Source organism: Limnohabitans sp. JirII-31 (assembly GCF_002778315.1).
Lineage (GTDB): Bacteria > Pseudomonadota > Gammaproteobacteria > Burkholderiales > Burkholderiaceae_C > Limnohabitans.
In genome coordinates this window covers 228,928-241,769 of sequence record NZ_NESA01000004.1, presented here as the reverse complement: position 1 = coordinate 241,769, position 12,842 = coordinate 228,928, and the positions used below count along the sequence as shown (strand labels likewise).

Genomic DNA, 12,842 nt, shown 5'->3' with positions numbered 1-12,842 from the left:
TCAGCTGCTGCGCCCCAAGTAGCGTTTGCGCCAGAAAAAGACCACCAGCACCACTGCCAAAAGCCCCATGCTGACCAAGGTCCACCACAGGCCTTGCGCGTCATGGAGGATGGGGAAATTCTCGAAGTTCATGCCAAAGAAGCCGGTGATCAGATTCAGGGGCAAAAAGATGGCCGTCAACACGGTGAGCGTGCGCATGATGTCGTTGGTACGGTTGCTTTGCGCGTTGAAGTGCATTTGCACCGCTGTCTCGGCACTTTGCTCTAAACGACGCACATGGTGGACCACGCGCTCAATGTGCTCCAACACATCGCGGCTGCGCACCTTGAGTAACTCAAACGAGCGCACATGCTCGGCGTGGGGCTCGCTGACTGCATCCAGGGCATCAATCCAATCTTGGATGGCGGCGCGTTGGTCTTCACAAATTTCATCCAAATGATGCAATGACAAACGTGCATCCAACAAAGCACTCCAGTTGTTGAAGCGGGTGTTGGGGTTGATCAGTTCGGTCTGCCAATGGTCGAGTTGGCGGGTCAGTTCGCGGCGCAGATTCAAGTAGCCATCCACCATTTGACTGATGACACGCAGCATCAAGTCGGGCGGGCTCATGGGCATGCGGTTGGCTTGCTGGTTCAGCGACGATTGCGCCGTGTGGAGCAGACGTGCCGCAAAGCTGTCGCGTACCGCACAGTCGGTGGGATGCACGGTGACCACCACACGGTCAAAGACGACAAAAGCGACCGGGCTGGTGTCGATGCGGTGCAGCACAGGCGGACCACCTTTTTCACGCGATCGGTGCAAGATGGCGCCGGGCCGTGACAGGTCAGACTCTGTTTGTCCTGCAGCTAGGCGACGAAACACCATCAGGTGGTAATCCGAGGTGTAGTCGTAATGCGAAGGCAATTGGTTGTTGAGCACGTCTGAGACATGCAAATCGACGATTTGCGCGCCGCACATGTGCTCCAGCGTCGTTTGAATGGCTTGCTGCAAAACCTCGAATTCGCGGCGCGCAAAAGCCATCCACACAAAGCCGTGCTCTGGCATGCAAGCAGGCAATTCAACCGTTTCGACCACGGCTTGCGTAGTGATGTGGAAGATTCTCATGTGCCGATTGTGGGGCACAGGTGTGACAAGAATGTCACATTCGCAGGAGGTGCGTGCCTGCTGTCGTTGAAATTATTTTTGCTTCATGTCGCCGTGAAAACGGCCGCCGCGTTGAATTTCAAGCTCTGAATATTCCAGGCTACCAGTGACTTTGCCGGTGCTGTGGATGAGGATGTGCTCTTTGCAATTGATGTCTTCGTTGAGTTCACCATGCACATCAATTTCACGAGCCTGCACTTTGCCCGTGACTTTGCCGTTCTTGCCAATCTGCAAGTCGTCGGCTTGGAGCTCGCCGCTGACCGAGCCATTGATCAAAACTTTCCCTGGTGCCACGATGGTCCCGTTGAAAGTGACGCCCTCGCCGATGACCAGGTTGTTTGTCAATGCAGCTTGTTCAGCCATGGAGATTCCTTGATGAGTGTGGGGATGTGCAGGCACAGTCCAAAGCAAGGCCTCGAAACTGACAGCCCCCCTATTTTGCGCTGAGTCCAGCAAAAGAATGGCCTAAAACTGCGCAAAGACAGGTTTTTTCTTGCCTCCAGGGCCCACGCCCCCCGGGCTTTGTCGTGCAGATGACAGCGCTCATGTGCAGCGGCAAGGGCTTGATGGCGGCGCCAGCCCTGTGGTTTGCTGGGCCTGTGCTGCGTTCATGATCGATCAGGGCAGATAAAAACCTCGCGCCGTTTGTGTGGATCCATCGGCCTAAAATGAGAGTCTGTACCAAAGGAAGACTCATGGGACGCACCCTGTACGACAAGATTTGGGACGAGCACGTCGTCCATACCGAAGAAGACGGCACCGCCATCCTCTACATTGACCGCCATTTGGTGCACGAAGTGACCAGCCCACAAGCTTTTGAAGGCCTGCGCGAAGCCGGTCGCAAGGTGTGGCGCGTCAGCTCGATCGTGGCCACAGCCGACCACAACACCCCGACCACGGGCTGGGAGCTGGGTTATGACGGCATCACAGACCCCATCAGCAAAGAACAAATCACCACACTGGATAGCAATATCTCAGCTTTTGGCGCGGCAGCGTTCTTCCCGTTCATGTCCAAGCGTCAAGGCATCGTGCACGTGATTGGCCCAGAGAACGGCGCCACCTTGCCCGGCATGACCGTGGTGTGCGGCGACAGCCACACCTCCACCCACGGTGCGTTTGGCGCATTGGCCCACGGCATTGGTACCTCAGAAGTCGAACACGTCATGGCCACGCAAACGCTGCTGGCCAAAAAAGCCAAGAACATGTTGATCAAAGTTGACGGTGCTTTGGCCAAAGGCGTGACGGCCAAAGACGTGGTGCTGGCCATCATTGGCAAGATCGGCACCGCAGGCGGCACGGGCTACACGATTGAGTTTGCCGGTTCAGCAATTCGCGGTTTGAGCATGGAAGGTCGCATGACCTTGTGCAACATGGCCATTGAAGGCGGCGCACGCGCTGGCTTGGTGGCCGTGGACGACAAAACCATTGACTACGTCAAAGGCCGCTTGCTGTCGCCTGGCACCGACAAGGCCACCGGCCAGTTTGTGGGCGGTGTCGAGTGGGACAACGCCGTGTCTTACTGGAAGACCTTGCATTCCGACACCGACGCCAAGTTTGACGCGGTGGTGGAACTCGATGCCACCCAAATCTTGCCGCAAGTGACCTGGGGCACCTCCCCCGAGATGGTGCTGTCTATCGAAGACCGCGTGCCAGACCCGGACAAAGAAAAAGACGCCAACAAGCGCAGCGCCATCGAGCGTGCCTTGACCTACATGAACCTCACGCCAGGCAAGGCCATCAACGATATTTTTGTGGACAAAGTGTTCATCGGTTCGTGCACCAACAGCCGCATCGAAGACATGCGTGAAGCAGCAGCAGTGGTCAAGAAGCTGGGACAGAAAGTGGCCAAGAACGTCAAACAGGCCTTGGTGGTACCAGGCTCTGGCTTGGTGAAAGAACAGGCCGAGCGTGAAGGGCTGCACGAAATTTTCAAGGCCGCTGGCTTTGAGTGGCGTGAACCCGGTTGCTCGATGTGTTTGGCCATGAACGCCGACCGCTTAGAGCCAGGCGAACGCTGTGCATCGACCAGCAACCGCAACTTCGAAGGCCGTCAAGGCGCAGGTGGGCGCACCCACTTGGTCAGCCCTGCCATGGCTGCTGCCGCAGCAATTCACGGCCACTTTGTGGACGTGCGCAAGTTTGCTTGAACCTCAAGGGAGTACGTTGATGAACACCACCAAATTTTTCTGGGTCTGCCTGGCCTTGCTTGCCAGCGCCAGCTTGAGTGCTTGCAACACCGTCAAAGGCATGGGGCAGGATGTGCAAAAAGCCGGCACGGCGATTGAAAACGCAGCGACGAAAAAATAATGCAGAAATTCACACCTCACAAAGGCCTGGTGGCCCCGATGGACCGCGAGAACGTGGACACCGACGCCATCATCCCCAAACAATTCTTGAAGTCGATTCGCAAGACCGGCTTTGGCCCCAACCTGTTTGACGAATGGCGTTACTTGGACCACGGCGAGCCCGGTCAAGACCCCGCCAGCCGCAAGCCCAACCCTGACTTTGTGTTGAACCAACCGCGCTACCAAGGTGCCTCGATCTTGTTGGCACGTAAAAACTTTGGCTGCGGTTCGTCACGTGAACACGCGCCTTGGGCTCTGGACCAGTACGGTTTTCGCTGCGTGATTGCACCCAGCTTTGCCGACATCTTTTTCAACAACTGTTTCAAAAACGGCTTGTTGCCCATCGTGCTGCCTGAGAGCACGGTGGATGCTTTGTTCAACGAAGCACTGGCTTTCCCAGGTTTTGAGTTGACCATCGATCTGGAGCGTCAAGTGGTGGTGCGCCCCCAAGGCGAAACCATTCCGTTTGAAGTGCAGGCTTTCCGCAAGTACTGCTTGCTCAACGGCTTTGACGACATCGGCTTGACTTTGCGCCAAGCCGACAAGATCAAGGCCTTTGAAGCACAACGCCTGGCCACCAAGCCCTGGTTGGCACACACTGCTTAAACACAAGAAAGAAGATTCATGAAAATCGCAGTCTTGCCAGGTGATGGCATTGGCACCGAAATCGTCGCAGAAGCGGTCAAAGTTCTCAACGTTCTTGACTTGAAGTTTGAAACCGAAACCGCCCTGGTGGGTGGTGCTGCATTTGACGCCCACGGCCACCCGCTGCCCGACAGCACCTTGAAGCTGGCCAAAGAGGCCGATGCCATTTTGTTTGGTGCTGTGGGCGACTGGAAATACGACACGTTGGACCGCCCGCTGCGCCCTGAGCAAGCCATTTTGGGTTTGCGCAAGAACTTGGGGCTGTTTGCCAATTTCCGCCCTGCCATTTGCTACGAGCAATTGGTCGGCGCATCCAGTTTGAAACCTGAGCTGATTTCGGGCCTGGATATCTTGATCATCCGCGAGCTGACGGGCGACATTTACTTTGGTCAACCCCGTGGCCGCCGCGTGGCCACCGATGGTCACTTTCCGGGTGCCGAAGAAGCGTTTGACACCATGCGCTACAGCAAACCCGAAATTGAGCGCATTGCCCATGTGGCTTTCCAAGCCGCACGCAAGCGCAAAGCATCGGGCAGCGAAGGCCGCGTGACCAGCGTGGACAAAGCCAACGTGTTGGAAACCTTCCAGTTCTGGAAAGATGTGGTGAGCGAAGTCGGCAAAGAGTACCCCGACATTGCGCTGGACCACATGTACGTGGACAACGCAGCCATGCAATTGGTGAAAGAGCCTAAACGTTTTGACGTGGTGGTGACGGGCAATATGTTTGGCGACATCTTGAGCGATGAGGCGTCGATGTTGACGGGCTCAATTGGCATGTTGCCTTCCGCCTCTTTGAACTCAAAGAACCAAGGCCTGTATGAACCCAGCCATGGCAGTGCGCCCGACATCGCGGGTAAAGGCGTGGCCAACCCCTTGGCCACCATTTTGAGCGCGGCCATGATGCTGCGCTTCAGCTTGAACCAAGCTGAAGCCGCAGACCGCATTGAAACGGCCGTCAAGGCGGTGCTGGCTCAAGGCCTGCGCACACCCGACATTTACAGCGCAGGGACCACCAAGGTGGGCACTTCGCAAATGGGTGACGCCGTGGTGAAAGCTTTGGTATAAAAATCTGCACAAACTCAAACACAAAGAGCGCCGATGGCGCTCTTTGTGTTTGGGGACGTCACACCGAAGAAGTCATCGCCACACGACGTGGCGCGGCCTTGCTGCCTTAGCTGCCAGTCTTTTGTCAGCCAGCACAAAGCCACCATCCGATACAATGAGTGCCATGTTTCACGCCTGCTTGTTCGTCACTCTGAACTCAACAACAGCCGCCAAGGCTGCTGTTGGCACGCGTGCATTCACCCCCAAAACCACGACCATTCAGGGCTGATTCAGCTCCGGTCCGTCGTGCGCCCCCCGGCCAGACGAGCCGGGCAAACAGTCTGGTCTGGCACTGTTTTCTATCTTTGAAAAGGCGTTGAAATGAGCAAGTTAGTAGGTTTAGTCGGTTGGCGCGGCATGGTTGGCTCGGTCTTGATGGACCGCATGGCTCAGGAAAAAGACTTTGAGCTGATTGAGCCCCTGTTCTTCTCCACCTCGAACGCGGGTGGCCCAGCGCCCTCCTTTGCCAAAAACGAAACCCTGCTGCAAGACGCCAATGACATCACGGCGCTCAAGCGCTGCGACATCATCTTGACCTGTCAAGGCGGCGACTACACCAAAGAGGTGTATCCAAAGTTGCGTGCCGCAGGCTGGACGGGCCACTGGATTGACGCTGCGTCGTCGCTGCGCATGGCCGATGACGCCGTGATCGTGCTGGATCCTGTGAACCGCGATGTGATCGACAGCGCCTTGGCCCAAGGCGGCAAAAACTGGATCGGCGGCAATTGCACCGTGAGCCTGATGTTGATGGCCATGGGCGGGTTGTTCAAGCACGACATGATTGAGTGGGTCAGTGCCATGACTTACCAAGCGGCCTCGGGTGCTGGCGCGCAAAACATGCGTGAGCTGTTGTCGCAAATGGGTGCGCTGCACGATGCGGTGAAAACCGAATTGGCCAACCCTTCTTCTGCCATTTTGGACATCGACCGCAAAGTGGCCGCCACCATGCGCGATGCGTCTTTCCCCACCAAGAACTTCCGCAACACGGCGCTGGCTGGTAGCTTGATTCCATGGATCGATGTCCCTGTTGAGCATGGCCAAAGCAAGGAAGAGTGGAAAGGCGGCGCCGAATGCAACAAGATTTTGGGCAAGCCTGCTTTCCGCAGTGCGGGCAGCATTCCGATTGACGGCTTGTGCGTGCGCATTGGCGCCATGCGCTGCCACTCGCAAGGTCTGACCATCAAGCTCAAAAAAGATGTGCCCATGGACGAGATCGAGTCGATCTTGGCCCAAGCCAACGACTGGGTGAAAGTGGTGCCCAACCAACGCGAGATCTCCGAGCGTGACCTCACACCCGCCGCCGTGACCGGCACCCTGACCGTGCCTGTGGGTCGCTTGCACAAACTGGCCATGGGCAACGACTACCTGGGTGCCTTCACCGTCGGCGACCAATTGTTGTGGGGCGCTGCCGAGCCGCTGCGTCGCATGTTGCGCATCCTGCTGGAACGTTGAAATAAACCCGCTACCATTCTGGACATGACCCGAGACCTCCGCCCTGCATCTACCCTGTTCCAACGCACGGCGTTGTGGGCGGCCCTCTCCTTAACACTACTTGGCAGTGCGCAGGCACTCACTTTGAGTCGTCCTGTGGTGCAGTCCAAACAAGGCGAAACCCTCAAGGCCGAGATTGACATTGCGGACATGACGGCCGCAGAACAAGTGAATTTTCAAGCTGCTTTGGCTGGCCTTGAGGTGTACAAGGCCACCAAACTGGAGATCCCTACCAGCCATGGTGCGGTCTTGGAGATTCAGGTCAAGCTGCTCAAGCGCAACAACGGGCGACCTTACCTGGCCATCACCAGCCAGCAAACAGTGACCAGCAATTTCATTGACGTGCTACTGGATTTGCGTTGGGCCAATGGTCGCTTGCTGCGTGCGGTGAGTTTGTCAATGGACGATGGCCGCCAAAACGGGCCTAGCTCACCCACGGTCGTAGGCAGTGGGTCCGCCTCGATCAAGGTCAAACGCGGCGACACCGCAGGCGATCTGGCGGCACGCAACAAACCGACCGACGTCTCGTTGGACCAGATGTTGGTGGCCATGTTGCGCAGCAATCCCGATGCATTTGTGAACGCCAACGTGAACCGGTTGAAATCGGGCTCGTTGCTCAACATGCCGTCGGAGCAAGATGCCAAGGCGGTGTCACGCGAAGAAGCACGCAAAGAAATACAAGTGCAAACTGCCAACTTTCAGGCGTATCGCGCTGAATTGGCAGCCCGCGCCCCGGGCGGCACAGCGCCTATAGCCAGCCGCGACAGCACTGGCAAGCTCGAAGCACGTGTGCAAAACAAAAAGGCCAGTGCCAAAGAAGACAAGCTGACGCTGACCAAGCCCACCCAAGGTGGCGTGGAAGACAAATTAGCCCAACAACGCCAAGCGCAAGAAGTCGCCAGCCGTGCCGCAGAGATGGGCCGCAACATTGCCGAATTGGGCAAGATCGCCGCAGCCACAGCCACGGTAGCGGGTGCCTCTGCCGCATTAGAAACAGATCTTCCAGCCAGTGCCGCCTCGAATGCCCAAGACTGGCTGGGGCAACTCACCCACCACCCTCTGGCCCCAGTGGGTGCGGGCAGTTTGATTGCCCTGCTGGTTTTGGCCAGTCTGTGGAGTCGTCGTGCCAACCGCCAACAGGGTGACAACATTCAGGGCTTGCCGCCCTTGAATGTGAAGTTCGATCTGGACTTGCCCCACGCCAACGACTTGGCGCCGCAAGTGGCTCCCAGCATGGCGCCAAGCACCAGCGCCGATGAAGCAGCCCCCACGCAAGCTGCGGCAGAAAAACCAGTCATGCCCCAAGCGCAACCGGCACGTCCCACGATGGACATTCCGGACATTTCTCTGGACCTGGACGAACCCACCACGCCAGACAACCCGTTCCAAGTGCGCATGGATTTGGCGCAAGAGCTCTGGCAACTTGGCCAGTTGCACACCAGCCGCGCGCTGATGGAAGAAGTCGCCAACGAAGCCAAAGGCGAGGTGCAAGCTCGCGCCAAGCAGTGGCTGGCTGAGCGAGGCTAAAGCCCATGCGTATCGCCATGGGCTTGAGCTACAACGGCCAGGCCTACGAAGGCTGGCAAAGCCAGCTCTCAGGCAAAACCGTGCAAGACCGCCTCGAAGCAGCGCTGCAAAAATTCACCACCACCCGTGTTCAAACCTTGTGCGCAGGTCGCACCGATTCAGGGGTGCATGGCTTGATGCAGGTGATTCACTTTGACACCGATTTAGAACGCGACCCGTACTCGTGGGTGCGTGGCACCAACAGTTTTTTGCCACTCGACATTGCCATTCAGTGGGCTCAAGTAGTACCCGATAGTTTTCACAGCAGAGGCAGCGCCATTTCACGCCGCTATGCCTATGTGCTGCTAGAGTCTCCTGTGCGCCCCAGCGTGGACGTAGGCCGGGTGGGATGGGTGTACCGCCCACTCAACTTGGAAGCGATGGAGCAAGCTGCTGAGTACCTGCTGGGCGAACACGACTTCACCTCGTTTCGCGCCTCCAGCTGCCAAGCGTTGAGCCCCGTCAAAACGCTGCGCAGTATCCGCATCACGAGACGCAGCACGCAGCCCCACTCCGCGTATTGGCGTTTTGAGTTTGAAGCCAATGCGTTCTTGCACCACATGATCCGCAACCTCATGGGTTGTTTGATTCCCATTGGTGAAGGCACCCACCCGCCCGAGTGGATGGCCGAGGTGTTGGTCGCGCGCAGTCGCGACGCTGCCAGCCGCACGTTCAGCCCTGACGGCTTGTACTTTTTAGGACCGCAGTACGACGCCCATTGGGGCTTGCCCAACGGGGCGCCTGCGTATGATGGTTTGCCATGAACCGCACCCGCATCAAAATTTGTGGCCTGACCCGCGAGCAAGACGTGGACGCTGTGGTGGCAGCCGGCGTCGATGCCGTGGGCTTTGTGCTGTACCCACCCAGCGCACGCGCTGTCACCGCTGAACGTGCCGCCGTGTTGGCGCAACGCTTGCCAGCCTTTGTCACGCCCGTGCTGCTGTTTGTCAACGAGACGTCCGAGGCCATCGCACAAGCCTGTTTGCGTGTGCCGGGTGCCTGGCTGCAATTTCATGGCGATGAAACGCCCGAACAATGTCGCCAGATTGCACAGCGACTAGGACGACGCTGGATTCGGGCCGCCCGCATTCCCCTTGAACCAGCCCAGGGCGAAGCCCCGTTCGACCTATTAAAATATGCCCACGATTACAAAGACGCCCAAGCGGTGCTGCTCGACGCGCATGTCGACGGTTACGGCGGTGGCGGCAAGGCATTCAATTGGTCACAGCTTCCTCAAAACGTCAACGCTCACCTCGTCTTGTCTGGTGGACTCAACGCTGCCAACGTGACAGACGGCCTGCATGCCTTGCGTGACCGCGGCTTGTCGCTGGCGGTGGACGTGAGTTCTGGCGTGGAGTCGGCCAAAGGCATCAAAGACCCCGCCCTGATTCGCGGGTTCACAGACGCTGTGCGTGCCGCAGACGCCCACCACGCGCGTTCAGACGCGCGCTGAGACTCCTTCTGAGCTATTTCTTTTTTTGAAGCGCTGGGGTTAAAACCCAGCCCTTTTTTGCAGGCCCCTCTATGTCGAACTACCAACAACCCGATGCACGCGGCCACTTTGGCCCTTATGGCGGCAGCTTTGTCAGCGAAACCCTGACCCACGCCATTGAAGAGCTGAAAGAGGCCTACGCCAAATACCAACACGACCCGGCCTTTATGGCAGAGTTCAAAAGCGAGTTGGCCCACTTTGTCGGACGGCCTTCTCCGATCTACCACGCGGCCCGCATGAGCCGTGAGATGGGTGGTGCACAGATTTACCTCAAACGCGAAGACCTCAACCACACCGGCGCCCACAAAATCAACAACACCATTGGCCAAGCCATGCTGGCCAAGCGCATGGGCAAGCCCCGCGTGATTGCCGAAACCGGTGCTGGCCAACACGGCGTGGCCACCGCCACCATTTGCGCACGCTACGGCTTGGAATGCGTGGTGTACATGGGCGCAGAGGACGTGAAACGCCAAAGCCCCAACGTCTACCGCATGAAGCTCTTGGGCGCCACCGTAGTGCCCGTGGAGAGCGGCAGCCGCACACTCAAAGACGCGCTGAACGAAGCCATGCGCGACTGGGTGGCCAACGTGGACAACACCTTCTACATCATTGGCACCGTGGCCGGACCACACCCTTACCCAATGATGGTGCGCGACTTCCAAAGCGTGATTGGCGAAGAGTGCATCATGCAAATGCCCGCCATGCACCATGGCGCACAACCCGATGTGGTGTTGGCCTGCGTGGGCGGTGGCAGCAACGCCATGGGGATTTTTTATCCCTACATCCCGTTTGAGACAACACGCTTGATCGGCGTGGAAGCCGCAGGCGAAGGCATGGACACAGATCGCCACTCGTGCTCGCTACAGTTGGGCGCGCCCGGCGTGCTGCACGGCAACCGCACCTACATCTTGCAAGACGAGAACGGCCAAATCACCGAAACCCACAGCGTGAGCGCTGGCCTGGACTATCCCGGCGTGGGCCCCGAGCATGCGTTCCTCAAAGACATTGGCCGTGCCGAGTATGTGGGCATCACCGACACCGAAGCCTTGGACGCTTTTCACTACCTATGCCGCACCGAGGGCATCATTCCGGCGCTGGAGTCGAGCCACGCCGTGGCCTACGCCATGAAGCTGGCCAAAACCATGTCACCCGATCAATCGATCTTGGTCAACCTGTCTGGGCGTGGCGACAAAGACATTGGCACGGTGGCCGACTTGAGCGGCGCTGACTTCTTTTGCCGCCCGAGCTGTCAAGGACAGTCGGTCAAAGGCGGCCCCACAGAGCACACCATCAAGGTCACGAAATGAGTCGCATCGACGTCACCCTCTCAGCCCTCAAAGCCCAAGGCCGCAAAGCCTTGATTCCCTATGTGATGGCCGGTTTTCCAAAAGCCGAGATCACGCCCGCGCTGATGCACAGCATGGTGGATGCTGGCGCCGACATCATTGAACTGGGGGTACCTTTCAGCGACCCCATGGCCGATGGCCCGGTGATTCAAAAAGCCGGTGAAGCAGCACTGCGCTTGCACATTGGCACCACGCAAGTGTTGGGCATGGTGCGCGAGTTTCGCCAAACCAACGCCACCACCCCCGTGGTGTTGATGGGCTATGCCAACCCCGTCGAGTGTTACGACCTGAAACACGGGACGCATGCGTTTGTGAAAGACGCATCCGCAGCAGGCGTGGATGGCGTGCTCATCGTGGACTATCCCCCCGAAGAGTGCGAAGAGTTCGCGGCCACGTTGCGTGCGCACAGCATGGACCTGATTTTCTTGCTCGCCCCGACCAGCACCGACCAACGCATGGCGCAAGTGGCACGTGTGGCCAGTGGCTATGTGTATTACGTGTCGCTCAAAGGTGTGACGGGTGCTGGCAATCTCGACACCGACGCGGTGGAAGCCATGCTGCCACGCATTCGTCAGCACGTGCACATCCCTGTAGGTGTAGGTTTTGGCATTCGCGATGCCACCACCGCACGCGCGGTCAGCCGTGTGGCCGACGCCGTTGTGATTGGCAGCCGCATCATCCAGTTGCTGGAAGCTGCGCCCGAGGGCGAAGCGGTGCAAGCGGCCCATGACTTCCTGGCTGGCATTCGCCAAGCCTTGGATGCATAAGCCAGACGACTAAAATCATTTGATTCAGAACTGACGAAGGACTCACCATGAGTTGGCTCGAAAAACTACTGCCCCCAAAAATTCAACACACCGATCCAGCGGATCGCCGCAGCGTGCCGGAAGGCTTGTGGGTCAAGTGTCCTAGCTGCGAAACCGTGCTCTATAAAACCGATCTGGAGCAAAACCAAAACGTCTGCCCCAGTTGCAGCCACCACCTGCGCATTGGGGCGCGTCAACGTCTGGATGCATTTTTAGACGGCGAAGGCCGCTACGAAATTGGCCAAGAAGTGGTGCCTGTGGACGCCTTGAAATTCAAGGACAGCCGCAAATACCCTGAACGCTTGAAAGAAGCGATGAACAACACCGGCGAAACCGACGCTTTGGTGGTGATGGGTGGCGCGGTGCACAGCATCAATGTGGTGGCAGCTTGCTTTGAATTCGATTTCATGGGTGGCTCCATGGGCTCGGTAGTGGGTGAGCGCTTTGTGCGCGGCGTGCACACCGCCATTGAACAAAAAGTGCCGTTCATCTGCTTCACCGCCACGGGTGGCGCGCGCATGCAAGAAGGCTTGCTGTCATTGATGCAAATGGCCAAGACCAACGCATCGCTGACCCGCTTGGCCAAGAAGGGCCTGCCCTACATCAGCGTGCTGACTGACCCCACCATGGGTGGCGTGTCTGCCGGCTTTGCCTTTGTGGGCGACGTGGTGATTGCCGAACCCAAAGCCTTGATTGGCTTTGCGGGCCCTCGTGTGATTGAGAGCACCGTGCGTGTGACCTTGCCCGAGGGCTTTCAACGTGCCGAGTTCTTGCAAACCAAAGGTGCGATTGACTTTATTTGTGATCGCCGTGAACTGCGCAAAACCATTGCCAACACCTTGGCCATGTTGCAAAGACAACCTGCGGATGCGGTGGCTTGATTCAAGCGAGCCACACCCAATCA

General features: G+C 57.9%; 13 protein-coding genes. 11 read left to right on the top strand and 2 right to left on the bottom strand.

Translation table 11 applies throughout. The features are described 5' to 3' along the window. Together B9Z41_RS07815 and B9Z41_RS07810 are read right to left on the bottom strand one after the other, a co-directional pair. Positions 1 to 1,104, bottom strand: a complete 1,104-nt coding sequence (locus B9Z41_RS07815) for a magnesium transporter CorA family protein (protein ID WP_100146478.1) — start codon at positions 1,102 to 1,104, stop codon at positions 1 to 3. Positions 1,105 to 1,176: 72 nt separating this feature from the next. Then, complete coding sequence (locus B9Z41_RS07810) at positions 1,177 to 1,506, bottom strand: polymer-forming cytoskeletal protein (RefSeq protein WP_100146477.1); 330 nt, start codon at positions 1,504 to 1,506, stop codon at positions 1,177 to 1,179. A gap of 332 nt (positions 1,507 to 1,838) precedes the next feature. On the opposite strand from B9Z41_RS07810, the gene leuC reads away from it, so the two are divergent. The 11 genes from leuC to accD all read left to right on the top strand — a co-directional run bounded on the left by leuC (position 1,839) and on the right by accD (position 12,819). Beyond that, positions 1,839 to 3,290 (top strand): 3-isopropylmalate dehydratase large subunit, encoded by a 1,452-nt coding sequence (gene leuC / locus B9Z41_RS07805; protein WP_100146476.1) that lies wholly within the window; start codon positions 1,839 to 1,841, stop codon positions 3,288 to 3,290. 19 nt (positions 3,291 to 3,309) lie between these two features. After that, on the top strand, positions 3,310 to 3,450 hold the full coding sequence (locus B9Z41_RS07800; RefSeq protein WP_100146475.1) for an entericidin A/B family lipoprotein: 141 nt from the start codon (positions 3,310 to 3,312) through the stop codon (positions 3,448 to 3,450). Beyond that, positions 3,450 to 4,094: a 3-isopropylmalate dehydratase small subunit gene (gene leuD, locus B9Z41_RS07795; RefSeq protein WP_100146474.1), complete on the top strand. Its 645-nt coding sequence runs from the start codon at positions 3,450 to 3,452 to the stop codon at positions 4,092 to 4,094. The genes B9Z41_RS07800 and leuD overlap by 1 nt, the downstream gene beginning before the upstream one ends. An 18-nt stretch (positions 4,095 to 4,112) precedes the next feature. Beyond that, a complete protein-coding gene (leuB, locus tag B9Z41_RS07790) occupies positions 4,113 to 5,198 on the top strand; it encodes a 3-isopropylmalate dehydrogenase (protein ID WP_100146473.1) in 1,086 nt (361 codons plus the stop codon). A gap of 360 nt (positions 5,199 to 5,558) precedes the next feature. Then, complete coding sequence (asd, locus tag B9Z41_RS07785; protein ID WP_100146472.1) at positions 5,559 to 6,689, top strand: aspartate-semialdehyde dehydrogenase; 1,131 nt, start codon at positions 5,559 to 5,561, stop codon at positions 6,687 to 6,689. Between the two features lie 24 nt (positions 6,690 to 6,713). After that, a complete protein-coding gene (locus B9Z41_RS07780) occupies positions 6,714 to 8,255 on the top strand; it encodes a FimV family protein (protein WP_100146471.1) in 1,542 nt (513 codons plus the stop codon). 5 nt (positions 8,256 to 8,260) lie between these two features. Then, positions 8,261 to 9,058, top strand: a complete 798-nt coding sequence (gene truA, locus B9Z41_RS07775) for a tRNA pseudouridine(38-40) synthase TruA (RefSeq protein WP_100146470.1) — start codon at positions 8,261 to 8,263, stop codon at positions 9,056 to 9,058. Continuing rightward, positions 9,055 to 9,747 (top strand): phosphoribosylanthranilate isomerase, encoded by a 693-nt coding sequence (locus tag B9Z41_RS07770; RefSeq protein ID WP_100146469.1) that lies wholly within the window; start codon positions 9,055 to 9,057, stop codon positions 9,745 to 9,747. Before truA ends, B9Z41_RS07770 begins: the two co-directional genes overlap by 4 nt. Positions 9,748 to 9,818: 71 nt before the next feature. Next, positions 9,819 to 11,093, top strand: coding sequence for a tryptophan synthase subunit beta (gene trpB, locus B9Z41_RS07765; protein WP_100146468.1), 1,275 nt, complete (start codon positions 9,819 to 9,821; stop codon positions 11,091 to 11,093). Next, complete coding sequence (trpA, locus tag B9Z41_RS07760; protein WP_100146467.1) at positions 11,090 to 11,899, top strand: tryptophan synthase subunit alpha; 810 nt, start codon at positions 11,090 to 11,092, stop codon at positions 11,897 to 11,899. The genes trpB and trpA overlap by 4 nt, the downstream gene beginning before the upstream one ends. A gap of 47 nt (positions 11,900 to 11,946) precedes the next feature. After that, on the top strand, positions 11,947 to 12,819 hold the full coding sequence (gene accD, locus B9Z41_RS07755) for an acetyl-CoA carboxylase, carboxyltransferase subunit beta (RefSeq protein WP_100146466.1): 873 nt from the start codon (positions 11,947 to 11,949) through the stop codon (positions 12,817 to 12,819). Positions 12,820 to 12,842 lie beyond the last annotated feature (23 nt).

Excerpts from the sequence above, each read along its gene's own strand:
- B9Z41_RS07770 (WP_100146469.1), top strand. The coding sequence starts at position 9,055 with ATGAACCGCACCCGCATCAAAATTTGTGGCCTGACCCGCGAGCAAGAC.
- trpB (WP_100146468.1), top strand. The coding sequence starts at position 9,819 with ATGTCGAACTACCAACAACCCGATGCACGCGGCCACTTTGGCCCTTAT.
- B9Z41_RS07815 (WP_100146478.1), bottom strand. The coding sequence starts at position 1,104 with ATGAGAATCTTCCACATCACTACGCAAGCCGTGGTCGAAACGGTTGAA.
- truA (WP_100146470.1), top strand. The coding sequence starts at position 8,261 with ATGCGTATCGCCATGGGCTTGAGCTACAACGGCCAGGCCTACGAAGGC.
- B9Z41_RS07810 (WP_100146477.1), bottom strand. The coding sequence starts at position 1,506 with ATGGCTGAACAAGCTGCATTGACAAACAACCTGGTCATCGGCGAGGGC.
- leuB (WP_100146473.1), top strand. The coding sequence starts at position 4,113 with ATGAAAATCGCAGTCTTGCCAGGTGATGGCATTGGCACCGAAATCGTC.
- leuC (WP_100146476.1), top strand. The coding sequence starts at position 1,839 with ATGGGACGCACCCTGTACGACAAGATTTGGGACGAGCACGTCGTCCAT.
- B9Z41_RS07780 (WP_100146471.1), top strand. The coding sequence starts at position 6,714 with ATGACCCGAGACCTCCGCCCTGCATCTACCCTGTTCCAACGCACGGCG.
- asd (WP_100146472.1), top strand. The coding sequence starts at position 5,559 with ATGAGCAAGTTAGTAGGTTTAGTCGGTTGGCGCGGCATGGTTGGCTCG.
- leuD (WP_100146474.1), top strand. The coding sequence starts at position 3,450 with ATGCAGAAATTCACACCTCACAAAGGCCTGGTGGCCCCGATGGACCGC.
- B9Z41_RS07800 (WP_100146475.1), top strand. The coding sequence starts at position 3,310 with ATGAACACCACCAAATTTTTCTGGGTCTGCCTGGCCTTGCTTGCCAGC.
- accD (WP_100146466.1), top strand. The coding sequence starts at position 11,947 with ATGAGTTGGCTCGAAAAACTACTGCCCCCAAAAATTCAACACACCGAT.
- trpA (WP_100146467.1), top strand. The coding sequence starts at position 11,090 with ATGAGTCGCATCGACGTCACCCTCTCAGCCCTCAAAGCCCAAGGCCGC.